Raw genomic sequence first — 23,131 nt, forward strand, 5'->3', positions numbered from 1 at the left:
CCGCTGGTCCGGAACTTGCGTGAGGCTGCCTGACGTCACCAATACGCAGGCGATCCGATGGCTTTCACTGCAGTGTGTCCGACAAGCGCCATCTCCGAAGGCGGGATGGGCCTGTTCCAGGTCGGCAAGAAGAGCGTGCTGCTGCTCTGGCCTGATGGCGGCGAGCTGAAGGCGTTTCGCGGCCGCTGTCCGCATGCCGACGTGCCGCTGACCGATGCGACCTTCGACGGCAAGACCATCACCTGTCCGCACCATCAATGGGGGTTCGACAGCGCGAGCGGCAAATGCGTCACCCATCTGGTCCGCAACGCGCTGCATGCCTATCCGCTGCAGATCGAGGGCAGCGAGATCCAGGTTGATGTCGGCCCGGTCAAGCCGGCCCGGACGCCGGCCTGACCAGCCCATCGAGGAGCAGAGCAGACGCCGGGTCTCCCCTTTCCGGACGACGGACGGAGGCCCGGTTCGACGAGATCAGTTGCATGACGAGCGCGGCGGAATGGGTGATCTGGAACGGGTCGATCGGGATTGTCGACACGGTCCGCCTCGACCCCATCGTCGACGGCACGTCGGAACGGCGTGCACGGCTGGCGCCGCCGTATGACGTCGTCGGGCCGTTCAGCCTCGACGAGCTGGAGATGCAGGGCCGGATCACGTTCGGCGCCTGTCTCGTGATGTCGCAGCAGCGCTGGCGCGAGGATCAGGATGCGCTGCGCATCGCAGCGCGGACCGCACGGCGCGCCCTGTGGGATCAGCTCTCGCGCGATCAGGATGACGAAGCCTCTCGCGCCGTCCTCGAACTGCCCCTGCAAGGCGTACTGACGGCGACGGACATCAAGGCCGCGTTCCGCCGGCTGGCCAAGACGGCGCATCCCGACGCCGGCGGCAACAATGAGCTGTATCGGCGTATATCCGAGGCGCGCGAGGCGCTGCTGGCGCAATTGGACTGATGCGATCGCCGCCGCAGGCCGGCGTCAGCGCGCGCTCCGCTCCTCGCGCGGCGCGAGCCCGAACTGCCGGCGATAGCAGCGCGCAAAGTGCATCGGCGTGGCAAAGCCGGTGGCGAGCGCGATCTCGCCGATCGCGAGCGTGCTCTGGCGCAGCAGCACCCGCGCCTGCTCCAGCCGGACCTGCAGATAGCGCCGATGGATCGTCGTCCCGAGATGCTCGGCAAACAGACGCTCCAGCTGGCGCTGCGACAGGCCGGCGAGCCGCGCCAACTCCCTAGGCACGAGCGGGCGCTCGATGCGCTTCTCCATCCGCAGCAGCGCGTCGACGAGCTTTGGATGATGGACGCCGAAGCGCTCGGCCGGCGACAATCGCTGCGCGGCCTCGCCGCCGCGGACCTCGGTCTGCAGGAACCAGTCGCTGACGGCGGACGCCAATCGCGCGCCATGATCGATCCGGATCATCGCGTGCATCATGTCGAGCGCTGCGATGCCCCCGGCGCAGGTGAAGCGGTCACGGTCGATCTCGAACAGCGAACGGCTGAGCGGCAGCGCCGGGAACGTCTCGGTGAACGCCGGCATATGCTCCCAATGGATGGTGCAGCGATAGCCGTCCAGCAGACCCGCCTGCGCCAGGATGAACGGACCGGCCGAGACGCCGATCAGCCGGACGCCCTGGCGCGCGGCCCGTCTCAGATAAGCGAGGGTCGGCGGATGTGAGAACGCAGCCGGATTGCCGCCAGCACAGAGCACGATGGACTCGAAGCGCGCGGCGGTGCTGATCGTCGAATCGGCCGGAATCCGGACGCCATTGGAGGCCGGAATGTCGGTGCCGCGGATCGCGATGTGGCGCCAGCGATACAGCGTCCGGCCGCTCAGCACGTTCGCCGCGCGCAGCGGCTCGGCCGCCGATGCATAGGACATCAGGGCAAAGCCGGGGATCAGCAGGAAGCCGACCCGGTGGACCCTGATCTCGTCGCCTTTGGACCCTTTTACGTCGTTTCTGGACATATCGGGACAGGCATAGCAACGCATGCTGCGCCAGACAATCCGGTGGTTCGACGCGCATGCGCTATTCGCTGTTCTCCCTCGCCCGCCAGGCGCTGCGCGGCCATCGCGGCTGGCAGCCGGTCTGGCGCGATGCCGCCCCGCAGGCGAGCTACGACGTCATCATCGTCGGGGGCGGCGGGCATGGGCTTGCGACCGCCTATTACCTCGCCAAGGAGCACGGCATCCGCAAGGTCGCCGTCGTCGAAAAGGGCTGGATCGGCTCCGGCAATGCCGGCCGCAACACCACGATCATCCGCTCCAACTATCTGCTGCCGGGCAACGAGCCGTTCTACGAATGGTCGATGAAGCTGTGGGAGGGCCTTGAGCAGGACCTGAACTACAACGCGATGGTCAGCCAGCGCGGCGTGCTCAATCTCTATCACTCCGACGCGCAGCGCGACGCCTTCGCCCGCCGCGGCAATGCGATGCGGCTGGCCGGCGCCGATGCCGAGCTGCTCGATGCCGGCGCCGTCCGGAGCATGCTGCCGTTCCTGGACTTCGACAATGCGCGCTTTCCGATCAAGGGCGGCCTGCTGCAGCGGCGCGGCGGCACGGCGCGCCACGATGCCGTGGTCTGGGGCTACGCCCGCGGCGCCAGCGACCTTGGCGTCGACATCATCCAGAACTGCGAGGTCACCGGCTTCGTGCGCGACGGCGATCGCGTCACCGGCGTCACCACGACGCGGGGCACGATCGGCGCCGGCAAGGTCGGGCTCGCGGTCGCCGGCAGCAGCTCGCGGGTTGCGCAGTATGCCGGCCTGCGGTTGCCGATCGAAAGCCACGTGCTGCAGGCCTTCGTCTCCGAAGCCATCAAGCCACTGATCCCCGGCGTCGTCACGTTCGGCGCCGGCCATTTCTACATCAGCCAGTCCGACAAGGGCGGGCTGGTGTTCGGTGGCGACATCGACGGCTACAATTCCTATGCCCAGCGCGGCAACCTGCCGACCGTCGAGGACGTCTGCGAAGGCGGCATGGCGCTGATGCCGGTGATCGGCCGCGTGCGCATGCTGCGCTCCTGGGGCGGCCTCGTCGACATGTCGATGGACGGCTCGCCGATCATCGATCGCACACCGCTGCAGGGCCTCTATCTCAATGCCGGCTGGTGCTATGGCGGCTTCAAGGCAACGCCGGGCTCCGGCTGGTGCTTCGCCCATCTGCTGGCACGCGACGAGCCGCATCCCACAGCCAGAGCCTACCGCCTCGACCGCTTCGCCACCGGCCACCTGATCGATGAAAAAGGTCAGGGCGCGCAACCGAACCTGCACTGAGGCCGACCATGCGAATCCCCTGCCCGTTCTGCGGCGAGCGTGACCTCATGGAGTTCGCCTATCATGGCGACACCGAGCCGCGGCCGGATCCAACAGCAGCCGACGCGTCGCAGCTCTTCTTCGATGCGGTCTATCTGCGCGACAATCCGGCGGGCCGGCATCAGGAGCTGTGGTATCACGCCCAGGGCTGCCGCAGTTGGCTGGTCGTGACGCGCGACGTCAGGACTCACGAGGTGCTCGGCGCCACGCTCGCCAAGCGGGGCGCGGCATGACGTCGGCACAAAACCGTCTCGCGGCTGGCGGCCTGATCGATCGCAGCCGATCGATCCGCTTCAGCTTCGATGACGACACCTATCAAGGCTTTGCCGGCGACACGCTGGCCTCGGCGCTGCTCGCCCATGGCGTCCGCCTCGTCGGCCGCTCCTTCAAATATCACCGGCCCCGCGGCATCCTGACCGCCGGCCCCGAGGAGCCGAACGCGCTGGTGGAACTGCGCTCCGGGGCCCGGCGCGAGCCGAACACGCGCGCGACGACGATCGAGCTCCACGACGGACTGCAGGCCTGGAGCCAGAACCGCTGGCCGTCGCTGCGCTACGACGTCGGCGCGATCAACTCGCTGCTGTCGCCGCTGTTCGTCGCCGGCTTCTACTACAAGACCTTCATGTGGCCGGCCGCGTTCTGGGAGAAGGTCTACGAGCCGGCGATCCGCCATGCCGCCGGCCTCGGCCACGCCAGCGGCGAGGCCGATCCGGACACCTATGAGACGATCCACGCGTTCTGCGACGTGCTCATCATCGGCGGCGGCGCGGCGGGACTCTCAGCGGCGTTGACGGCCGGCCGCAGCGGTGCGCGCGTCATCCTGTGCGACGAGGACTCCGTTCTCGGTGGCCGGCTCAATGGCGATCTCCGGGAGATCGATGGCCGGCCCGGCGCCGAATGGACGCGCCATGTCATCGCTGAGCTGGACGCGTTGCCGAACGCCCGCATCCTCAGGCGCACCAGCGTGTTCGGCGTCTATGATGGCGGCACCTATGGCGCGCTCGAGCGCGTCTCCGATCATCTGCCCGAGCCGCCGCTGCATCAGCCGCGCCAGCGGCTGTGGAAGATCGTCGCCAGGCGCGCGGTACTCGCCAGCGGCGCCATCGAACGCCCGATCGTGTTCGGCGGCAACGACCGCCCTGGCGTGATGATGGCCGCGGGCGTGCGCACCTACATCAACAGGTTCGCCGTGGCGCCCGGCCGTCAGGCTGCGATCTACACCGGCTGCGACGATGCCTGGAGCACCGCCTTCGATCTCGCGCGCAACGGCGCCACCGTGGCCGCCATCATCGACCATCGCCATACGGTCGCACCGCAGCTGCGCGCCGAGGCGACGCGCCTCGGCATTCCCGTTCATCTCGGCGCCGACGTGACCGACACGCGCGGACAGCACCGCCTCCAGGCGATCACGCTCCGCACCGCCGACGACGGCTCGCGCAGGCTGCGCGTCGATCTCCTGGCGATATCAGCCGGCTGGTCGCCCAATCTCGGCCTGACCACGCATCTCGGCCAGAAGCCGCGCTGGTCGGAGACCGCCGCCACGTTCGTTCCCGATGCGCTGCCGCCGGGCATGAGCGTCGCGGGCGCGGTGTCCGGCGCGTTCAGCCTTGCCGAGGCGCTACGGCAGGGGGCCGCACTTGGCGCGGCCGCCGCAGAAGCCACAGGCTTCACCGTCGCCGCTCCGCCCGTGCCGCGCACCGATGACGACAAGGTCGAGCTGTCGGCGTTCTGGCATGTCGCGTCATCATCAAAAGCCTTCGTCGATTTCCAGCATGACGTGACCAGCGCCGACGTCGCCCTCGCGGCGCGCGAGGGCTTCCGCTCGGTCGAGCACTTGAAGCGCTACACGACCTTGGGCATGGCGACCGACCAGGGCAAGACGTCCAACATCAACGGCCACGCGATGATGGCCGAGCTGACCGGCCGCACCATGGCCGAGATCGGCACCACCGTCTTTCGCGCGCCGGTGATTCCGGTCGCGATCGGCGCCTTTGCCGGCCATCATCGCGGCCGCGACTTCCGGCCGACGCGGCTGACCGCCGGCCATGGCTGGGCGGAGCAGAACAAGGCGAGCTTCGTCGAGGCCGGCGCCTGGCTGCGCGCGCAATGGTTCACGCAAGAGGGCGAGTCCGACTGGCTGCCGATCGTCTCGCGAGAGGTGCGCGACGTCCGCAGCAAGGTCGGCGTCTGCGACGTGTCGACGCTCGGCAAGATCGACGTGCAGGGCAGCGACGCCGGCCTCTTCCTCGACCGCGTCTACATCAACATGTTTTCGACCCTGCCCGTCGGCAAGACACGTTACGGCGTGATGCTGCGCGAGGACGGCATCGTGATGGACGACGGCACCGCCGCCCGCTTCGCGCCCGATCACTATGTGGTCTCGACCACGACCGCGAATGCCGCGAAGGTCATGCAGCACCTGGAGCATGCGCGGCAGGTGCTGTGGCCGGAGCTCGACGTGCAGCTGGTCTCGGTCACCGAGCAATGGTCGCAATATTCCATCGCTGGCCCCAACGCGCGGCAGCTGCTGGAGCGGCTCCTCGGCGACGTCATCGACGCGTCCGATGCCGCGCTCCCTTATCTCGGCTGCGTCGCATTCACCTGGCGCGACGTGCCGGCGCGGCTGTTCCGAGTCTCGTTCTCCGGCGAGCTCGCCTATGAGATCGCGGTCCCCGCGCAATATGGCGACGCCGCGATCCGCGCCATCATGGAGGCCGGCGCCGATCTCGGGATCGTGCCCTACGGCACCGAGGCGCTCGGCGTGATGCGCATCGAGAAAGGCCACGTCGCGGGCAACGAGATCAACGGCACCACCACCGCGACCGATCTCGGCCTCGGACGCATGATGTCGCAGAAGAAGGACTATATCGGCCGCGTGCTCGCACAGCGACCCGGCCTCGTCGACCCCGACCGGCCGACGCTGGTCGGCCTGCGCCCGGTCGATCCGCTCGCGCGGCTGCGCGCCGGCGCTCATATGCTAGCCGTCGGCGCGGCGCCGACGACCGAGAACGACCAGGGCTATGTCACCTCGGTCGCGTTCTCGCCGACGCTGGGACACTGGATCGGCCTTGCGCTGGTCAGGCGCGGACCTCAGCGGATCGGCGAGCGGATGCGGGCCTATGATCCCGTCCGCGACGGCGACACCGAGGTCGAGCTCGTCTCACCGGTCTTCCTCGATCCACAGGGAGCACGGCTTCATGGCTGAAAGCCTGTCGTCACGCCCGACATTTGCCGATGAGACGCCCGCGCCGCCAGGCAGCCGCGTCACGATCGCCGAACGCGCCAATCTCGGTTTGGCGACGCTGCAGGCCCGCAAGGGCCAGGACGCGGCGTTGCGGGATCTCATCCAGCAGCAGTATGGCGTGTCGCTGCCGCAGGCACCGGCGATATCGCGCGCCGGGACAATCGCCTTCGTCGGCCTTGGTCCGCACCATTGGCTCGCCGTCGCCGACGGCCAAAGTCACCACCTCGCCCCCTCATTGAAGGCTGCGATCGGTCCGCTCGGCTCGATCGTCGACCAGAGCGGCGGCTACGTCGTCTTCCGCGTCGGCGGCGCGGCCATCCGCGACGTGCTCGCCAAGGGCTTTCCCATCGATCTGCATGAGCGCGCCTTCCCGCCGGGCGCTGCTGCCACGACCGTCGTGGCTCATATCGGCGCCATCATCTGGCGCAACGACGATCACGACGGACAGCCCTGCTTCGACATCGCGGTGTTCCGCAGCCTGTCCCGCAGCTTCTGGCGCTGGTTCTCCGACGCCGCAGCCGAATTCGGCTGCGAGGTGAAGCAGCATTAGATCACACCGAGCACGGTGCCGTAGGGTGAGCAAAGGCGCCTTGCACGCTAAGACTTGTCGACAGCGGTGTCGAGCGCCGTGCCCACCATTTTTCCGAGGATAGACAATTGGTGGGCACGCCATCGCGCGGCTTGCGCCGCCCGATGTCTTTGCCCACCCTACGCCTCCCGCTGCACACCGAGGCGCGTTTGACGCGTGGCCCATCCGCACCTGTCATTCCGGGGCGTGCGCAGCACGAGCCCGGAATCCATAACCACGAACGGTGGTTGGGACAACGATCAGTACCACAACTCGCTCGCGGCTCATGCCGGCCTGTGAATATGGATTCCGGGCTCGCGCGTTCCGCGCGCCCCGGAATGACGGCAGCTGGTGTAGCTGATCAGCAATCCAGCGTCGTTTCGCGCTCCCACTCGGTCAGGTGGCGCGCATAGGCGTTCCATTCCTCGGTCTTGAGCTTGACGTAGCAGGGAATGAAATCGCCGAGCGTCTCGGTCAGGACGGGCGAGGCCTGCAGCGCGCGGATGGCGTCGAGCAAATTGAGCGGCAGCTTCTTGCCGGTCTTCACCGTGTGGCCGTCGGTGTACATGTTGATGTCGAGGCGTGGACCCGGGTCGCGATCATTGGCGATGCCATCGAGACCGGCTGCAAGCAGTCCGCTCTGCAGCAGATAGGGATTGGCCGCGCCGTCGGCGAGGCGGACCTCGAAGCGGCCGGCTTCGGGAATCCGAATGAGATGCGTGCGGTTGTTGCCGGAATAGGTGACTGAGTTCGGCGCCCAGGTCGCGCCCGACGTCGTGCGCGCCGCATTGATGCGCTTGTAGGAGTTGACGGTCGGATTGAACAGCGCGGCCAGCGCATCGGCTGAATGCATGATGCCGCCGAGGAACTGATAGCCCAGCTTGGAGACGCCGAGCTCGCCGGCCTCGTCCTCGAACAGGTTGCGGCCGTCCTTCCAGACCGAGACATGGGCGTGGCAGCCATTGCCGGTGAGATCGACGAACGGCTTTGGCATGAAGGTGGCGCGCAGGCCGTGCTTCTCGGCGATCGAGCGCACCATGTATTTGAAGAAGGCGTGGCGGTCGGCGGTCTTGAGCGCGGTGTCGAACTCCCAGTTCATCTCAAACTGGCCGTTGGCGTCCTCGTGATCGTTCTGATACGGCTTCCAGCCCAGCGACAGCATGGCGTCGCAGATCTCGGCGATCACCTCGTAGCGCCGCATCAGCGCCTGCTGGTCGTAGCAGGGCTTCGACTGCTTGTCCGCGACATCAGACGGCGCGCTGCCGTCGGCGGTGATCAGGAAGAACTCGCATTCGACGCCGGACTTCAGCTCATAGCCTTGCGCGGCGGCATCGGCGATCATGCGCTTGAGCAGGTTGCGCGGCGCGTGCGCCACCGGCTTGCCGTTCATCCAGGGATCGGCGGCGAGCCAGCCGACCTCCGGCTTCCACGGCAGCTGGATCAGGCTCGCCGGATCGGGCATTGCGAACACATCCGGGTCGGCCGGGGTCATGTCCAGCCAGGTGGCGAAGCCGGCAAAGCCCGCGCCGGTCTTGACCATGCCATCGATGGCCGCCGCCGGCACCAGCTTGGCACGCTGCACGCCGAACAGATCAGTGTAGGAGATCAGAAAATACTTGATGCCCCGCTCACAGGCGATGGCATGAAGGCTACTCGACATGATGTCCCCTTTGAGTCTGCAAGACCCGGCATTGTCATATCCATCGACCTCATCAGCGGCGCGCTGCGCTGCCTGCTATTTGTCCAGTCCCGGAATCCAGCTGGTGCCGGCGAGCGGCACGCCCGCCATCGCCGCGGCCTCGATCGTCAGCGCGACCAGGTCCTCCGGCTCGAGATTGTGCAGATGGCTCTTGCCGCAGGCGCGCGCGATCGTCTGCGCCTCCAGGGTCAGCACCGACAGATAGTTGGCGAGCCGGCGTCCGGCCTTGACCGGATCGAGCCTTGCGGCGAGCGCCGGGTCCTGGGTGGTGATCCCTGCGGGATCGAGGCCTTCCTGCCAGTCGTCATAGGCGCCTGCGGTGGTGCCGAGCTTCTGATACTCGGCCTCCCATTGCGGATCATTGTCGCCGAGCGCGATCAGCGCCGCCGTCCCCACCGAGACCGCGTCGGCCCCGAGCGCGAGCGCCTTGGCGACGTCGGCGCCGGTGCGGATGCCGCCGGAGACGATCAGCTGCAGCTTGCGATGCAGGCCGAGATCCTGCAGCGCCTGCACGGCGGGGCGGATGGCTGCGAGCGTCGGCAGGCCGACATGCTCGATGAAGACGTCCTGGGTCGCCGCCGTGCCGCCCTGCATGCCGTCGAGCACGATCACGTCGGCGCCGGACTTCGCCGCCAGCGCCGTGTCGTAATAGGGCCGGCTCGCGCCGACCTTGACGTAGATCGGCTTCTCCCAATCGGTGATCTCGCGGAGCTCCTCGATCTTGATCTCGAGATCGTCAGGGCCGGTCCAGTCCGGATGACGGCAGGCCGAGCGCTGATCGATGCCCTCCGGCAAGGTGCGCATCTTGGCGACGCGTGGCGAGATCTTCTGCCCGAGCAGCATGCCGCCGCCGCCGGGTTTGGCGCCCTGGCCGATCACGATCTCGATGGCGTCGGCCTTGCGCAGATCGTCCGGATTCATGCCGTAGCGCGACGGCAGATATTGATAGACGAGGATCGACGAGTGCCCGCGTTCCTCCGGAGTCATGCCGCCGTCGCCCGTCGTGGTCGACGTGCCGGCGGCGGACGCGCCGCGTCCGAGCGCTTCCTTGGCGGGACCCGACAGCGAGCCAAAGCTCATGCCGGCGATGGTGACGGGGATCTTCAGCTTGATCGGCTTCTTCGCGAAGCGCGTGCCCAGCGTGACGTCGGTGCCGCATTTTTCGCGATAGCCTTCGAGCGGATAGCGCGAGATCGAGGCGCCGAGGAACAGCAGGTCGTCGAAATGCGGCAGAGGACGCTTGGCGCCGCCACCGCGGATATCGTAGATGCCGGTCGCAGCCGCCCGCTGGATCTCGGCGATCACATTCGGGTTGAAGGTCGCGGAGAAGCGCGGCGGGGTGCGATGCGGAGGCGCGGACATGGGGATGGCCTCAATAGGCGTCGACATTGTCGATGTGGAAGTGATAGAGGCGCCGCGCCGAGCCGTAGAGCTTGAAGGCGTCGGCATCGGCATCGACGCCGGCGCGCTTCAGCACGTCGGCGAGGATCGCGCGATCCTCCTCCGTCATCGGCTTCTCGATGCAGTCGGCGCCCAGGCTGGCGACGCGGCCGCGCACGAACAGCCGCGCCTCATAGATGGAATCGCCAAGCGCGTCGCCGGCGTCGCCGAGGACGACCAGGTTGCCGGCCTGCGCCATGAACGCGCTCATCGGCCCGATCGAGCCCTTCACGACGATATCGATGCCCTTCATCGAGATGCCGCAGCGTGCCGAAGCATTGCCCTCGATCACCAGCAGCCCGCCGCAACCGGTCGCGCCGGCCGATTGGCTGGCATCGCCTTTGACGCGGACCTCGCCCGACATCATGTTCTCGGCGACGCCGACGCCGGCATTGCCTGATATCACCACCGTCGCGTTCTTGTTCATGCCGGCGCAGTAGTAGCCGACGTGCCCGTCGATCTCGACGGTCACCGGCGCGTCGAGGCCGCAGGCGACGGCGTGCTTGCCGGAAGGATTGCTGACCACCCAATGCGTCTCGTTGGTCGACGGCGACAGCGCGTGGAGCGCGGCGTTCAGCTCGCGCAACGGCGCCTTCGCAAGATCGAAGCCCGGCATCAGCCCCGCTCCCAGACATAGACAGTCGCCGGCTCGGGCTCGAAGATGTGAGCCTTGTCGACGCCCGGCAGCACGGCGAGGGCGCGATATTCCGAGCCGAACGCGACGTAATCGTCGGTCTCGGCCATGACCGCCGGCTTGCAGGAAATCGGATCGCGCAGCACGGCAAAGCCGGTCTCGGTGCCGACCACGAAGGTGTAGAAGCCGTCGAGATCGGACAGGCTGTTGGTCAGCGCCTCCTTCAGCGAAGCGCCCTCGCGGATCCGCCAGCTCAGATAGCCGGCTGCCACCTCGGTGTCGTTCTCGGTCGCGAAGCGCATGCCCTCCCGCTGCAGCATGCGCCGCACGCCATTGTGGTTCGACAGCGAGCCATTGTGCACGAGGCACTGGTCGAGCCCGGTCGAGAACGGATGCGCGCCGCGCGTGGTGACGGCGGATTCCGTGGCCATGCGGGTGTGGCCGATGCCATGGCTGCCGGTCATGCGCGCCAGGCCGAAGCGTTGCGTCACCTGCTCGGGGCGGCCGACCTCCTTGTAGAGCTCCATCCGCGCGCCGGCGCCGACGAAGCTGATGTCATCGTGGTGCTCGATGAAGTCGCGCGCGGCTTTCTCCTTGTCGAACGAGATCGACAGCACGGCGTGGGTGTCGTGCAAGGTGAGTCCGGGCGTCTCGTTGATGACCTTGGCAAGCTCGCCGACGGCGCGCCGCAGAACGTCCTCGTCGGCGCCACTGATGGTGAGCTTGACGCGTCCCTGGGTCCGGTCGCCATAGACCGCAAAGCCAGCGCTGTCAGGGCCGCGATCGCTCATCACCACGAGCATGTCGCTGAGCAGCGCGCCGAGCTCCGGCTCCAACCGGGGCGCTTTCAGAAACAGCCCGACGATCCCGCACATGCTCCGCTCCACGTCATTGTCGGACGGGCAGCGCACGCTCCGTCCGGAGCGCCAAACATAGCGCAGGCGATATTCTCGTCAAGAAACTTTTGTTCATTTTAAGAAAGTAGACAGAGCCCTTCGACCGCGTGATCGCGCGGCGGCTCGCCACGCTCCCCGCTCTGGCCGCGATGGCAGCCGCCGCGTATAGAGATCAGACATCAGCCGATCAGTCGGCCCGTTCAAGAATGACAACGAGGTTCCTGTGGCGAAAGGCGCCGCGAAGCATCCCAAGAAGGACGGCAAGGCCGAGGCGCCGCGCGCGGAGCCTGAGCTGCTCACCGGCTCGCTGGCGCCCAGGGAGGCGTCACCGACCCTGGAATCCGAAATCGGTGCCGAGGTGCGCCGGCTGCGCAAGGATCTCGATCTCACCGTCGCCGAGCTCGGCGTCGCCGCCGGCATCTCGGCCGGCATGCTGTCGAAGATCGAGAACGGCTCGATCTCGCCGTCGCTGGCGACGCTGTCGGCGCTCGCCAAGGCGCTGAACGTGCCGATCGCGCGGCTGTTCCGCGAGAACGGCGAGGAGCGTGACTGCTCGTTCGTGAAGGGCGGCCAGGGCGTACGCATCGAGCGGCGCGGCACCAAGGCCGGGCACCTCTACGATCTGCTCGGCTACTCGCTCGGCGGCGACGTCGTGGTCGAGCCCTATCTGATCACGCTCAAGGGCAACGCCGTCCCCTACACCGACTTCCGCCATGCCGGCGTCGAGTTCATCTACATGCTCTCAGGCAAGGTCCGCTACCGCCACGCCGACCGGCTCTATCTGCTCGAGCCCGGCGATGCGCTGTTCTTCGACGCCGCCGCCCGCCACGGGCCGGAGGAGCTGATCAAGGCGCCGATGACCTATCTCTCCGTGATCATCTATCCCCGGCGCAATCGCTAAGGCGATACAGTCGAAGCGCAGGGACGCACAAGCCGGCCGGGACGCTCTTGGCCGGCCGGCTTGGCGTACAGCCGCAGCCGTCAGAAGAAGCCGAGCTTCTTCGGGCTGTAGCTGACCAGCATGTTCTTGGTCTGCTGATAGTGGTCGAGCATCACCTTGTGCGTTTCGCGGCCGACGCCCGACTGCTTGTAGCCGCCGAACGCCGCATGCGCGGGATAGGCGTGGTAGCAGTTGGTCCAGACCCGGCCGGCCTGGATGGCGCGGCCGAAGCGGTAGCAGGTGTTGGCGTCGCGGCTCCACACGCCGGCCCCCAAGCCGTAGAGCGTGTCGTTGGCGATCGACAGCGCCTCGTCCTCGGTCTTGAAGGTCGTGACCGAGACGACGGGCCCGAAGATCTCCTCTTGGAACACACGCATCTTGTTGTGGCCCTTGAACACCGTCGGCTTGACGTAGTAGCCGCCGGCGAGATCGCCGCCGAGCAAATTGCGCTCGCCGCCGATCAGGACCTGCGCGCCTTCGTTCCTGCCGATGTCGATATAGGACAGGATCTTGGACATCTGCTCTGCCGACGCCTGGGCGCCGATCATGGTCGCAGGATCGAGCGGGCTGCCCTGCACGATCGCGCCGACGCGCTTCAAGGCGCGCTCCATGAAGCGCTCATAGATCGATTCATGGATCAGCGCGCGGCTCGGGCAGGTGCAGACCTCGCCCTGGTTGAGCGCGAACATCACGAAGCCCTCGATTGCCTTGTCGAGGAAGTCGTCATCCTCGGCGCAGACATCCTTGAAGAAGATGTTGGGCGACTTGCCGCCGAGCTCGAGCGTCACGGGAATCAGGTTCTGCGAGGCGTATTGCATGATCAGACGGCCCGTCGAAGTCTCGCCGGTGAAGGCGATCTTGGCGATGCGCGGTGACGACGCCAGCGGCTTGCCGGCCTCCAGGCCGAAGCCGTTGACGACGTTGAGCACGCCCGCCGGCAGGAGATCGCCGATCAGCTCCATCCACACCATGATCGAGGCCGGCGTCTGCTCGGCCGGTTTCATCACGACACAATTGCCGGCCGCGAGCGCGGGCGCGAGCTTCCACGCGGCCATCAGGATCGGAAAATTCCAGGGAATGATCTGGCCAACGACACCGAGCGGCTCGTGGAAATGATAGGCGATGGTGTCATGGTCGATCTCTGCGATCGAGCCTTCCTGGGCGCGAATGACACCGGCGAAATAGCGGAAGTGGTCGATGGCGAGCGGGATGTCGGCCGCGGTGGTCTCGCGGATCGGCTTGCCATTGTCCCAGGTTTCGGCCAACGCGAGCTTGTCGAGATTGGCCTCCATGCGGTCAGCGATCCTGTTCAGGACCAGCGCGCGCTCGGTGACGCTGGTGCGGCCCCAGGCGTCCTTGGCGGCATGGGCGGCGTCGAGCGCAGCCTCGATGTCGGAAGCATCGGAGCGCGCGATCTCGCACACCGGCTGGCCGGTGATCGGCGAGATGTTGTCGAAATACTTGCCGGCGTTCGGCGCCTTCCAGGTCCCGCCGATGAAGTTCTCGTAACGCGCAGCGAAGGGCGGCTTGAACGCCGCATTGACGTCAACCTTGGTCATCTGTCTCTCCCATTCACGCCGATGCACACGGCGTTGAGGAGAGGCTCCGTCAAAGCGGCGTTACAGGCCAGAGGCCGGCGGCAGCGCGTTCGCGGAAGTGTCGCAGTTCTGCGACAGGTCGGCTGCGAAGAGCCGATCGCGTTGCGTTCATCGCTCCAGGCCGAGCCGCTTCATCTTCCGATGCAGGGTGGCACGGGACACATCGAGCTCCTTGGCAGCCTTCGAGACGTTGCCGCCGGCGCGCGCGAGCGCACGCTTCAGCACGGCGCGCTCGGCGGCGTCGATGTCGTCGCCCTGGGCCTGCGCGCCCCTGATCAGGTCGCCGGCCGGCACCGGGCGCGTCAGCGCCGATGCGGACAGGCCGAGGGCGCGGCGAGCCGCGCGGGTGGCACCGACGACGAGATCGTTGCTGTCGACCGCCAGCATCGAGTTGATGTCGCGCTCGCCATCTGGCGTCAGCACGATGCGCGCATGCGGAAACGCCTGGCGGAAATTTTCCGCCTCGATCAGGCGCGCGGCATCCGCCACCGTGGTCGCGATCAGCCGGCCGAACCCTTCGGTGAGATCGGCGCGGCAGGACGAGACGTCGAGCGCCGCCTTGAGCTGGCCATGCTCGTCGAAGATCGGCGCCGTCGTGCAGAACAGCCGGGTATTGCGCGCGAGATAATGCTGATCACGGTCGATGGTCAGCGGCCGCTTCTCGACGAGGCACGTGCCGATCGCATTGGTGCCCTCGTGCCGCTCGCTCCAGACAGCGCCGGTCCACAGCCCCCAGGAATCGAACGTCGAGTCGTCGCCCCGCGCGCCGCGGCGGTCGACGACGGTGCCCTCGGCATCAGCCAGCAGCACCGAGCATCCGACGCCGCCGACGGCGAGGAACAGCCGGTCGAGGCTCACTTGCGCGATCGCGAGCAGCCGTCCCAGCCGCTCGCGCGCCGCCGCAATCTCGGCTGCCGTCAGCCGGCAGGATGGCGCATGGGTGGCGGGATCGAGCGCGTGCAGGTGGCCGGACCGGCGCCAGGACGCCGCCAGCGCAGAAACCGCCGGCGCCCGCTTGGCGACGACGTCGAGCACACGGTCCGAATGGGAATTTTCGGGCGAACGCCCCATCTCCCTCCTCCGGCTCTCTCCCCTGCCCCTGCGGCTTGTCACGAACCCCGCGAGTCTTGATGTCATATTAAGACGACTACAACACCCCGCCTTGATCCGCGTCAAGCCGACCGAGCCCGGCGCGCGGGCAGCGCGAGGCTCGGCCGTGGAAGCCGGCGCGGCCAACACAGGGGCGTCCGCAGAGCGGGGCTCGGATGGTTGCCAAGCGCGTGATCTTCGTGGCAACACTCCCGGCAGCGCTTCGTGCATGGCAAGTCCGGCGTTCGTCGATGCGCTTTCCCCGAACCGGAGTTCTCTCATGAGCCGCCTCGTCTACGTCCTGAACGGGCCCAATTTGAACCTGCTCGGCAAGCGTCAGCCGCACATTTACGGTCATGAGACCATGGCCGATGTGGAGCGGGACTGCAGGGCCCTCGCGGCAGAGCTCGGCCTGGAGATTCGCTTCCATCAGTCGAACCGCGAGTATGAACTCATCGACTGGATCCACGAGGCGCGCGAGACCGCCGGCGGCATCGTCATCAATCCCGGGGCGTTCACCCATACATCGGTCGCGATCCTCGATGCGCTGAATGCGTTCGACGGGACGGTCATCGAGGTTCACATTTCCAACGTGCACAAGCGTGAGGAATTCCGCCACCACTCGTTCGTCTCAAAGCGCGCCGACGGCGTGATGGCCGGTTTCGGCACCCAGGGTTATCAGCTCGCATTGCGGCGCGTCGCCAAGCTGCTCGACGACGGGAAGGCCGGCGCTTGACCAGCGGTCCCGTCCAGCTCGCCGTCGCCGGAGCCGGCCTGATCGGACGGCGCCACATCGAGCAGATCGTCGCTTGCCCGGAGGCGGTACTGACGGCGATCGTCGATCCCGCGCCGGCGGCGCGGGATCTCGCGCAGTCGCTGGGTGTGCGCTGGTTTCTCTCCCTCGACGACATGACGGCCCAGGACCGGCCGGAGGGCGTGGTCATCGCCACGCCGAACCAGATGCATGTCGCTAACGGCCTCGCCTGTCTTTCAGCCCTCCTGCCGGCGCTGATCGAGAAGCCGCTGGCCGATGACGTCGCGGCCGCGCAGACACTGGTCGAGGCGTTCGAGCGCGCCGGCGTGCCCCTGCTGACCGGCCATCATCGCCGCCACAACCCGATGATCCAGCACGCCAAGGCGGAGATCGACAACGGTCGCCTCGGCCGCATCGTCGCGATCAACGGCCTGTTCTGGCTGATCAAGCCGAACGACTATTTCGACGCCGCATGGCGCCGCGAGACCGGCGCCGGGCCCGTGCTGATCAATCTCATCCATGACATCGACCTGCTGCGCTTTCTCTGCGGCGACATCGTCGCGGTGCAGGCGGCCCAATCCAGCCGTGTCCGCGGGTACGCCGTGGAGGACACGGCGGCGATCATCCTCCACTTCGCCTCCGGTGCGCTCGGCACTTTCAGCGTCTCCGATACGGTGCAGGCGCCGTGGAGCTATGAGTTCACCAGCGGCGAGAACCCGGCCTACAGCAGGACGCAGGAGAGCTGCTACCAGATCGGCGGCACACAAGGGTCGCTGGCGATCCCGCAGCTCGACCTGTGGCATCACCCGGATGCGGCGAGCTGGTGGTCGCCGATCGCGCGCGAGCGGCTGAGCTACGAGATGCAGGACCCGCTCGCTCGGCAGATCGCCAATTTCTGCGCCGTCATCCGCGGCACGGCCGCCCCAATCGTCAGCGGCCGCGAGGGGTTGAATACACTGCGCGTGATCGCCGCAATCAAGCGTGCCGCGGCGTCCGGGGCAAGCGAGCAGGTGTGACGCGCGAAGCTGCCGCGCACACGGTGAAAGCCGAACGCAACGGCTGGCTCAACCACCCTGGCCGAAGCGCCGCGCGCAGCGCGTGCCAAGCTCGCCGTCGTTGACGCCGGTGAAGCCGAAGCCGTTCCAGGCATAGACCTGCGTCCGCGTGGAGGAAGGTGCTGCCGTATCCAGCATGATGAAGGAGTCGCCGCGATGCAGGGCGCAGAGATGGGCCTGCCCTGCACCATCGGCGATCAATGTCGCATCCAGCAGCGGCCAAGCCAGCGCCGAGCCGCGCCATTTCGCCACCAGGCCATGCGACGTCACCTCGTAGACATAGGGGCGCGGCCCGTCCTCGCCATCGATCGGCGAGGCATGACGCTCGAGCGTGAACAGCAGCGGCGGCTGATCGGCGACGAGCCGTCCGGCTTCAACTGATAACAATGCGCGCTGCGGGGTTCGCCATCGGCTCGCCTCGCCGCGGCCTTCGAGCACGAGGCGATCGGACGTGAACGCGCCATCACGGATCCAGGGGCTGATGGTCTGACCGGCCGCGCGCAGCGGGGCCCCTGACGCCACCGAACATTGCGCGAGATCTGGCGAAGGACCGGCTTCCGCCGTGGCCAGCGCGGGATAGGCCGAGCCGTCCGGCGTCCGAGTGCCCAGACCGCGACAGACCAGGCGATCGTCCTTGATCTCGCAATCGGCGATCAGGCCGCGCTTGGTCAACGGATATTTCTGGTCGAACACGTGATTGCCGAGCGAGTAGAACACCGGCTTGCCGTCGACGCAGGCCGGCGGCTGCACGACGTGCGGATGCGCGCCGATGATGAGATCGGCGCCCTGCGCCACCAGCCATCTCGCGCCGGCCTCCTGCTCGGGCACGACCCAGTCCGCCAGCTCCTTGCCCCAATGCACTGATACGATGACCCACTCCGCCAGTGTCCGCGCCAGCCGCAGCTTCTGCGCGACCTGCCATGACGGGAACTGATCGATCTGCCCATCACGGCCCGGAACGAGATTCAAACTAATCAGTGCGAGCGTATGACTGCGGACCTTGAAGAACGCCGGCGACTCCGCCGATCCGATCGCTCCGAGACCGGCGGCCTGCAGCGTCTCGCGCGTCGCTTTGCGCCCGACCGCGCCGAGATCGCCGCTGTGATTGTTGGCGATGCCGAGCGCCCTGAAGCCGGCGTCCTTGAGCAGCGGCACCAGATGCGGGTCGACCGCGAAGCACAGCTCCTTCGGCGCGTCGCAGGCCTCGGCAGCGCCAACCGTGCCCTCGAAATTGCCGACCACGGCATCGGCACGCCGGAACACGTCGCGCATCCCATGCCATGGTGACAGCCCGCCGCGCGCGGCGATCTCGCGCGCGACCTGCCGCGCCAGCAGGATGTCGCCGGTGAAGAGCAGCCGTGGCGGATCCGGCTCGGCCGCATCCACCGCTGCCACGCTGACCAGCACGAGCAGCAGCGACAACCAGGTCCGCATCACGGCTGACGGGCCGGACACGACAGCACGTTCGCAGACAGATGACGCGTCACCCAATCCGGCCGCGCCTGTCCGTCGACCCGCTTGCGCCACTCCGCATCGTCGAGTGGCTGGGGCGACGCAAACTCGTAGTAGGAATAGACACCGCCCTTGACGATCTCGGAACGGCCGGAATGCGGAACGATCTGGTCCCATTCGAGTGGACGTCCGACACCGAGCTCGCGCGTCCCTGACGGTGCGTCGGCGACGTCGACCACCTTCATCATCGGATCGGGATTGGACAGCGCATATTGCGGATTCGACAGGCTGGAGAAGATCAGGAAATTGTGCTCGGCGGCGCGGCCGACATATTGGATCAGCTTGTAGTCATCGGCGCTCAGCGTCTCGCCCTTCAACTCCTTCTCGGCGATCTTCTGATATTTGCGGATGTTGTCACGGGACTCGCTTAGGCGGCGGATGACGCCGTCGCGCAGACGCGTATTGGCCGCAGCATCGGTAGCGATCGTCCGGCTGTCCCGCACCATGGCGATGGTGGCCTCGAACAGATCGGCAATCGCCGCGAACGTCGCGGGATCAGGCTCGACATAGCCGCGAGGCGGCTGCATCACGATCGCCTCGAAGCCGCCTTCGCCGCATTCGGCCACGGTCTTGTCGTTGACCAGCACGGTGGCGTGGCGAAGCGTGGCCCATGACCCGAGCCCGGTCTGCAGGCGCTTGGCGTTCCACACCGGGCCGGCGACCGCCGCTGTCGTCGTGTCGGCCCATTGCGTCGCCAGCGCTGCAATCCAGGAGTCGTAGAGGCTGCTGCGCGACTTGCCGCCGGCAGCTTGAAAGCGCTGGCGCACGGCAGCGATCCGGCCGGCGAGATTGGGATAGGCGGCGAACTCGCCGCTGAGCAACTCATTCGCCAGCCGATTGCCGGCAATGGCCGCGAAATCGAGCCCCGACGGCAACAGACGCGAACCACCATCCCGGCTCTGGATGCGCTCGGCTGCCGGCCGCTCCGCATGGTCGACGACATTGTCGAGCGCCTCGTTGTCCCAGCCCCACGACAGCGGAAACAGCCGCGTGCCGCGCGTGTCGGGATGCGACGCGATGGTGGAGGCCGCGCCGCCCCAGACCAGATCGAGGCGCGACGAGGCGATGAACGGGCGGTACACCGCGATCCAATCCTGGGCGGCTCGGCCGACCGCGGCATCGAGCCCGCGCAGCAGCGCGGTATCCTCCGCCGACAGCGGCAGTGCGCTGAGATAGCGGACCGCACCGAAATAGCGCTTCTGCGCATCGGTCGTGTAGTGGCCGCGCGGCTTGAACTGCGCGAAGTCCAGCGTTTCCTGCAGCGCCACTGATTGCTCGGCGCCGCGCGCGGCGACGATCAGGCGTGCTTCCGCGTTGGAGTCGCTGCGCCCATCGAGCACGGCATGGGCGGCGGCGAACGCCTTGGCCATGCGGCTGCCCGCGTGGCGCTTCGCGAGTTCGGCATCGGCGGCGGCCACGAAGCGCGCAAAGGCGGGCGCGGCCTGCTCGCGCTCGAGGATGATGAACAACCCGTCGAAGGCGGCGCTGTACAATTCCCAGAACAGATCGGTGGTGACGAAATACGGCCGCGTCGGCGCGCGCGTGTCGGGTCCGCCGCATTGATAGGACTCGGTGTCATAGAGCTTGAAGAGCTGGTCCAGCTCCGGCAGCGGCCGGAACAGGCCACGATCCCGCATGAAGGCCTGCTGATCCCGGGCGCTCTCCATGTACATCCAGGCGTTGGCGACATCGGCCAGCGGCACGCTGATCGGCAGATAGCGCAGGCTCTTGGTCGCGCCGGTCGCGGTCAGTGCGATGACGCCGCGGCCATCCGGCATCTGCGACGGCACCGAGTCGAGCTTGTGCTCACCGAGCGCAGGCTGGTCGGAGCCGTCGACCAGGCCCTTGATGCGGATGCCAGGCTGACTGGGCTGCCAGTCGATGGTGGCGATGCCGTTCGGCGTGTAGGTCAGCGTATGGCCACACTCACGGCCGAACGGCTCGCTCTTGCCCCAATTGTCCGCGACGTAGGTCAACTTGTGCAGGCACTTCTTCTGGTCCTCCCAGACCAGCTGATTGCCGGCCGGATGGAATTGCAGCGGTAGCGCCGACGGCGCGATGGTCGTGTTCGGCGTCTCGTCGTCGCCTTTGGTCCCCGCATCGCGCTGCGGCCCGACCACCGTGTACAGCGCCTTGCCGTTCTCGGTCACGGTGCGCAGCGCGTAGGCGCCGCTGGCGAGCTTCTCGCCGAAGAACAGGCGCAGCACCGGCGCCGTCTCGCCATTGACCTCGAACGGCCGCGGTCCCACGACGAGTCGCCGCAGCGCGACCGTGCTGGAGTAAACCGTCTTTGCATTGAAGCTCGCGGCCGTCGCGTCGAGCTTGAGGATCTGCGATCCGCGGTCACCCGTGGCGAGCAGGAACAGCGCCTTGCCGCGGGGATGCCAGGTGACCGAGGCGATCCGGGTTTGTGGCGGCACATCGATGCGGCGGGAAAATCCGTCGCGGCCGAACGCCCAGAACGCCACCTGCTGGCGGCGCGCGGCGTCCTCGACGATAACGGCGACCTCTGATCCCCTCGGCGACGCCTCGTAGTCGCGCAACGACAGGCCGGCCGGCAGATCGAACGCAACGGCCTCCGCCGGCGATCGCGCCACCACTGTCTCCTCCTCGTCATAGGCGAACGGACCTTGATAGGGCTCGGACGGCGCCGCCGCCTCGTCGACCAGCGGCGACTGCGCGCCGGCGCCGGTCATCGCCAGCAGGATGGCGCAACCCGCCAGCAGCGCGCGCGACACGATCTTCATGCGGTCCTCCGTTTCCCTGCACGCGGAAAGATCGTCCGCGAACGGTCCCTGCGATGGTCGGATCAGTATGTCCGCGCGCGGCATCGAAACGTTCAATGCGGGTCGGCGCGCGGTTTCGTCCGGCTCGGCTCAGTCGCAAGAGCTTGCGACCGAGCGCGGCGCCATATGATGCGAACGTCCATGGCAGGGCAAGAGATGTGGGACCGGACAGCGCCCGAGCCGCAATGGCCGCCGCCGACGCTGGGAGCCGGCCGACTGGCCGACGAGGCACAAACGAATCGGGCCCCGCCGATCGGCGGGGCCCGTGCGCCGGCAAGGTCTGTTCGTCAGGCTCAGCCGCCTGCGACGGCAGCCGCAGCGGGCACGGCCTGTTCGGGGACCGGGTTCCCGACGCCGCTCAGCTCGCCTTCCCATGTCGCGACGGCGGCCGTGGCGATGCCGTTGCCGATGACGTTGGTCATCGTGCGGCCCATGTCCAGGATCTGGTCGATGCCCATGATCAGGAGGATGCCGCCGACCGGCAGGTTGAACAGCGGCAGGGTGGCGGCGACCACGACCAGCGAGGCGCGCGGCACGCCGGCAATGCCCTTGCTCGTCACCATCATCACCAGCAGCAGCGCGGCCTGCTGCATGATGCTAAGCTCGATGCCATAGGCCTGGGCGATGAACAAGGCTGCGAAGGCCTGGTACATCATGGAGCCGTCGAGATTGAACGAGTAGCCGAGCGGCAGCACGAAGCTCGTGATGCGCTCCTTCACGCCGAACCTCGTCAGCTGCTCGATCATCTTCGGATAGGCCGCCTCGCTGCTCGCGGTGGAGAACGCCAGCAGCATCGGCTCGCGCAGCAGCCTGATGAGGCGAAACACCGGCGTTCCCAGCACGACCAGGCCAGCAACGATCAGCACCGTCCAGAGCACGAGAAGGCTGAGATAGAAGGTGGCGATGAACTTGCCATAGGTCACGAGCACGCCGAGGCCCTGCGTGGTCACGACCGCGGCGATCGCAGCAAACACGCCGAACGGCGCGAACCGCATCACGAAGCTGGTGATCTGCAGCATGACGAGGACCAGCTCGTCGATCGAGGTCGCCAGCGTCCGGGCATAGCCCGTCCTCAGCCGGCTCAGCGCCAGACCGAAGAACACCGCGAAGACCAGGATCTGCAACACCTCGTTGGTCGCCATCGCCTGCGTGGCGCTGACCGGCACGACATGGGTGATGAAGTCCTTCAGGTTGATCCCGGCGGTCTGCAGATTGGTCGCCGCGTCGGCGTGGGGCAGCGGCAGCTGCAGGCCAAGCCCCGGCGCGAACAGATTGGCGAAGATCATGCCGAGGCCGAGCGAGACGATGGAGGCGGACACGAACCAGCCCATCGAACGCCCGGCGATGCGGCCGACGGCGCGTCCTTCCGCGCCGAGGCTGGTGATGCCCGAGACAATGGTCGCGAACACCAGCGGCGCGATGATCATCTTGATCAGGCGCAGGAACACGTCGGTGATGATCGAGAAGTAGCCGGCGATGGTCTTGGCCATCTCCGGCGTCGGCGCCATTGTGTGGCAGACATAGCCCGTCCCGATGCCCAGCAGCAGGCTGGCGATCAGCGCATGGGTCAGGCATCTGGAATGCATGGTCGAACTGTCGGCGGTGCTCGTCATGG

Annotated in this window: 19 protein-coding genes; 9 read left to right on the forward strand and 10 right to left on the reverse strand. The window is 67.3% G+C overall.

The features are described 5' to 3' along the window. Positions 1 to 57: 57 nt before the first annotated feature. Both QQL87_RS25980 and QQL87_RS25985 read left to right on the forward strand, forming a co-directional pair. Complete coding sequence (locus tag QQL87_RS25980; RefSeq protein ID WP_284421818.1) at positions 58 to 396, forward strand: Rieske 2Fe-2S domain-containing protein; 339 nt, start codon at positions 58 to 60, stop codon at positions 394 to 396. Positions 397 to 479: 83 nt separating this feature from the next. After that, the gene (locus tag QQL87_RS25985) at positions 480 to 947 is read left to right on the forward strand and encodes a J domain-containing protein (protein ID WP_284421821.1); all 468 of its coding nucleotides are present in this window, start codon (positions 480 to 482) and stop codon (positions 945 to 947) included. Positions 948 to 971: 24 nt separating this feature from the next. On the opposite strand, the gene QQL87_RS25990 is transcribed toward QQL87_RS25985, so the two are convergent. Then, the gene (locus tag QQL87_RS25990) at positions 972 to 1,955 is read right to left on the reverse strand and encodes a GlxA family transcriptional regulator (protein ID WP_284421823.1); all 984 of its coding nucleotides are present in this window, start codon (positions 1,953 to 1,955) and stop codon (positions 972 to 974) included. 56 nt (positions 1,956 to 2,011) lie between these two features. Between QQL87_RS25990 and QQL87_RS25995 the strand changes: the two genes are divergently transcribed. Genes QQL87_RS25995 through QQL87_RS26010 form a run of 4 tightly spaced genes read left to right on the forward strand, consistent with a single transcriptional unit; the run spans position 2,012 to position 7,095 of the window. Continuing rightward, the gene (locus QQL87_RS25995; protein WP_284421824.1) at positions 2,012 to 3,262 is read left to right on the forward strand and encodes a sarcosine oxidase subunit beta family protein; all 1,251 of its coding nucleotides are present in this window, start codon (positions 2,012 to 2,014) and stop codon (positions 3,260 to 3,262) included. A gap of 8 nt (positions 3,263 to 3,270) precedes the next feature. Continuing rightward, positions 3,271 to 3,534 carry a sarcosine oxidase subunit delta gene (locus tag QQL87_RS26000; protein ID WP_284421825.1) on the forward strand — a complete coding sequence of 88 codons (264 nt, stop codon included), beginning with the start codon at positions 3,271 to 3,273 and terminating at the stop codon, positions 3,532 to 3,534. Then, on the forward strand, positions 3,531 to 6,506 hold the full coding sequence (locus QQL87_RS26005) for a sarcosine oxidase subunit alpha family protein (protein ID WP_284421826.1): 2,976 nt from the start codon (positions 3,531 to 3,533) through the stop codon (positions 6,504 to 6,506). The genes QQL87_RS26000 and QQL87_RS26005 overlap by 4 nt, the downstream gene beginning before the upstream one ends. Beyond that, positions 6,499 to 7,095 (forward strand): sarcosine oxidase subunit gamma, encoded by a 597-nt coding sequence (locus QQL87_RS26010; protein ID WP_284421827.1) that lies wholly within the window; start codon positions 6,499 to 6,501, stop codon positions 7,093 to 7,095. The genes QQL87_RS26005 and QQL87_RS26010 overlap by 8 nt, the downstream gene beginning before the upstream one ends. 379 nt (positions 7,096 to 7,474) lie before the next feature. Here QQL87_RS26010 and glnT read toward each other — a convergent pair whose 3' ends face one another. The 4 genes from glnT to QQL87_RS26030 form a co-directional block, all read right to left on the reverse strand. After that, positions 7,475 to 8,773 (reverse strand): type III glutamate--ammonia ligase, encoded by a 1,299-nt coding sequence (gene glnT, locus QQL87_RS26015; protein WP_284421828.1) that lies wholly within the window; start codon positions 8,771 to 8,773, stop codon positions 7,475 to 7,477. A gap of 75 nt (positions 8,774 to 8,848) precedes the next feature. Next, on the reverse strand, positions 8,849 to 10,174 hold the full coding sequence (locus tag QQL87_RS26020; RefSeq protein WP_284421830.1) for an FMN-binding glutamate synthase family protein: 1,326 nt from the start codon (positions 10,172 to 10,174) through the stop codon (positions 8,849 to 8,851). Positions 10,175 to 10,184: 10 nt separating this feature from the next. Next, complete coding sequence (locus QQL87_RS26025; protein WP_284421831.1) at positions 10,185 to 10,868, reverse strand: GltB/FmdC/FwdC-like GXGXG domain-containing protein; 684 nt, start codon at positions 10,866 to 10,868, stop codon at positions 10,185 to 10,187. Further along, a complete protein-coding gene (locus QQL87_RS26030; RefSeq protein WP_284421832.1) occupies positions 10,868 to 11,761 on the reverse strand; it encodes a class II glutamine amidotransferase in 894 nt (297 codons plus the stop codon). Before QQL87_RS26030 ends, QQL87_RS26025 begins: the two co-directional genes overlap by 1 nt. 244 nt (positions 11,762 to 12,005) lie before the next feature. Here QQL87_RS26030 and QQL87_RS26035 point away from each other — a divergent pair, with 244 nt between their 5' ends. Next, positions 12,006 to 12,683, forward strand: coding sequence for a helix-turn-helix domain-containing protein (locus QQL87_RS26035; RefSeq protein WP_284421834.1), 678 nt, complete (start codon positions 12,006 to 12,008; stop codon positions 12,681 to 12,683). Positions 12,684 to 12,763: 80 nt separating this feature from the next. On the opposite strand, the gene adh is transcribed toward QQL87_RS26035, so the two are convergent. Together adh and QQL87_RS26045 are read right to left on the reverse strand one after the other, a co-directional pair. Then, the gene (adh, locus tag QQL87_RS26040) at positions 12,764 to 14,281 is read right to left on the reverse strand and encodes an aldehyde dehydrogenase (RefSeq protein WP_284421835.1); all 1,518 of its coding nucleotides are present in this window, start codon (positions 14,279 to 14,281) and stop codon (positions 12,764 to 12,766) included. A 147-nt stretch (positions 14,282 to 14,428) separates the two neighbouring features. Continuing rightward, positions 14,429 to 15,391, reverse strand: coding sequence for a helix-turn-helix domain-containing protein (locus tag QQL87_RS26045; RefSeq protein WP_284421836.1), 963 nt, complete (start codon positions 15,389 to 15,391; stop codon positions 14,429 to 14,431). 298 nt (positions 15,392 to 15,689) lie between these two features. Between QQL87_RS26045 and aroQ the strand changes: the two genes are divergently transcribed. Together aroQ and QQL87_RS26055 are read left to right on the forward strand one after the other, a co-directional pair. After that, complete coding sequence (gene aroQ, locus QQL87_RS26050; protein ID WP_284421933.1) at positions 15,690 to 16,145, forward strand: type II 3-dehydroquinate dehydratase; 456 nt, start codon at positions 15,690 to 15,692, stop codon at positions 16,143 to 16,145. Further along, entirely contained in the window at positions 16,142 to 17,179 is a 1,038-nt protein-coding gene (locus QQL87_RS26055) for a Gfo/Idh/MocA family protein (protein WP_284421837.1), read from the forward strand. Before aroQ ends, QQL87_RS26055 begins: the two co-directional genes overlap by 4 nt. Before the next feature lie 48 nt (positions 17,180 to 17,227). Here QQL87_RS26055 and QQL87_RS26060 read toward each other — a convergent pair whose 3' ends face one another. The 3 genes from QQL87_RS26060 to QQL87_RS26070 form a co-directional block, all read right to left on the reverse strand. Next, positions 17,228 to 18,673, reverse strand: a complete 1,446-nt coding sequence (locus tag QQL87_RS26060; RefSeq protein WP_284424128.1) for a CapA family protein — start codon at positions 18,671 to 18,673, stop codon at positions 17,228 to 17,230. Next, positions 18,652 to 21,477 carry a DUF3160 domain-containing protein gene (locus QQL87_RS26065; protein WP_284421839.1) on the reverse strand — a complete coding sequence of 942 codons (2,826 nt, stop codon included), beginning with the start codon at positions 21,475 to 21,477 and terminating at the stop codon, positions 18,652 to 18,654. Before QQL87_RS26065 ends, QQL87_RS26060 begins: the two co-directional genes overlap by 22 nt. Positions 21,478 to 21,809: 332 nt before the next feature. Next, on the reverse strand, positions 21,810 to 23,129 hold the full coding sequence (locus QQL87_RS26070; RefSeq protein WP_284421840.1) for a dicarboxylate/amino acid:cation symporter: 1,320 nt from the start codon (positions 23,127 to 23,129) through the stop codon (positions 21,810 to 21,812). Positions 23,130 to 23,131 lie beyond the last annotated feature (2 nt).

This window comes from Bradyrhizobium sp. SSBR45G (assembly GCF_030159255.1).
GTDB lineage: Bacteria > Pseudomonadota > Alphaproteobacteria > Rhizobiales > Xanthobacteraceae > Bradyrhizobium.

Excerpts from the sequence above, each read along its gene's own strand:
- QQL87_RS26005 (WP_284421826.1), top strand. The coding sequence starts at position 3,531 with ATGACGTCGGCACAAAACCGTCTCGCGGCTGGCGGCCTGATCGATCGC.
- QQL87_RS26030 (WP_284421832.1), bottom strand. The coding sequence starts at position 11,761 with ATGTGCGGGATCGTCGGGCTGTTTCTGAAAGCGCCCCGGTTGGAGCCG.
- QQL87_RS25995 (WP_284421824.1), top strand. The coding sequence starts at position 2,012 with ATGCGCTATTCGCTGTTCTCCCTCGCCCGCCAGGCGCTGCGCGGCCAT.
- QQL87_RS25980 (WP_284421818.1), top strand. The coding sequence starts at position 58 with ATGGCTTTCACTGCAGTGTGTCCGACAAGCGCCATCTCCGAAGGCGGG.
- QQL87_RS26000 (WP_284421825.1), top strand. The coding sequence starts at position 3,271 with ATGCGAATCCCCTGCCCGTTCTGCGGCGAGCGTGACCTCATGGAGTTC.
- QQL87_RS26065 (WP_284421839.1), bottom strand. The coding sequence starts at position 21,477 with ATGAAGATCGTGTCGCGCGCGCTGCTGGCGGGTTGCGCCATCCTGCTG.
- glnT (WP_284421828.1), bottom strand. The coding sequence starts at position 8,773 with ATGTCGAGTAGCCTTCATGCCATCGCCTGTGAGCGGGGCATCAAGTAT.
- QQL87_RS25990 (WP_284421823.1), bottom strand. The coding sequence starts at position 1,955 with ATGTCCAGAAACGACGTAAAAGGGTCCAAAGGCGACGAGATCAGGGTC.
- QQL87_RS26020 (WP_284421830.1), bottom strand. The coding sequence starts at position 10,174 with ATGTCCGCGCCTCCGCATCGCACCCCGCCGCGCTTCTCCGCGACCTTC.
- aroQ (WP_284421933.1), top strand. The coding sequence starts at position 15,690 with ATGAGCCGCCTCGTCTACGTCCTGAACGGGCCCAATTTGAACCTGCTC.
- QQL87_RS26045 (WP_284421836.1), bottom strand. The coding sequence starts at position 15,391 with ATGGGGCGTTCGCCCGAAAATTCCCATTCGGACCGTGTGCTCGACGTC.
- adh (WP_284421835.1), bottom strand. The coding sequence starts at position 14,281 with ATGACCAAGGTTGACGTCAATGCGGCGTTCAAGCCGCCCTTCGCTGCG.
- QQL87_RS26025 (WP_284421831.1), bottom strand. The coding sequence starts at position 10,868 with ATGCCGGGCTTCGATCTTGCGAAGGCGCCGTTGCGCGAGCTGAACGCC.
- QQL87_RS25985 (WP_284421821.1), top strand. The coding sequence starts at position 480 with ATGACGAGCGCGGCGGAATGGGTGATCTGGAACGGGTCGATCGGGATT.
- QQL87_RS26070 (WP_284421840.1), bottom strand. The coding sequence starts at position 23,129 with ATGACGAGCACCGCCGACAGTTCGACCATGCATTCCAGATGCCTGACC.
- QQL87_RS26010 (WP_284421827.1), top strand. The coding sequence starts at position 6,499 with ATGGCTGAAAGCCTGTCGTCACGCCCGACATTTGCCGATGAGACGCCC.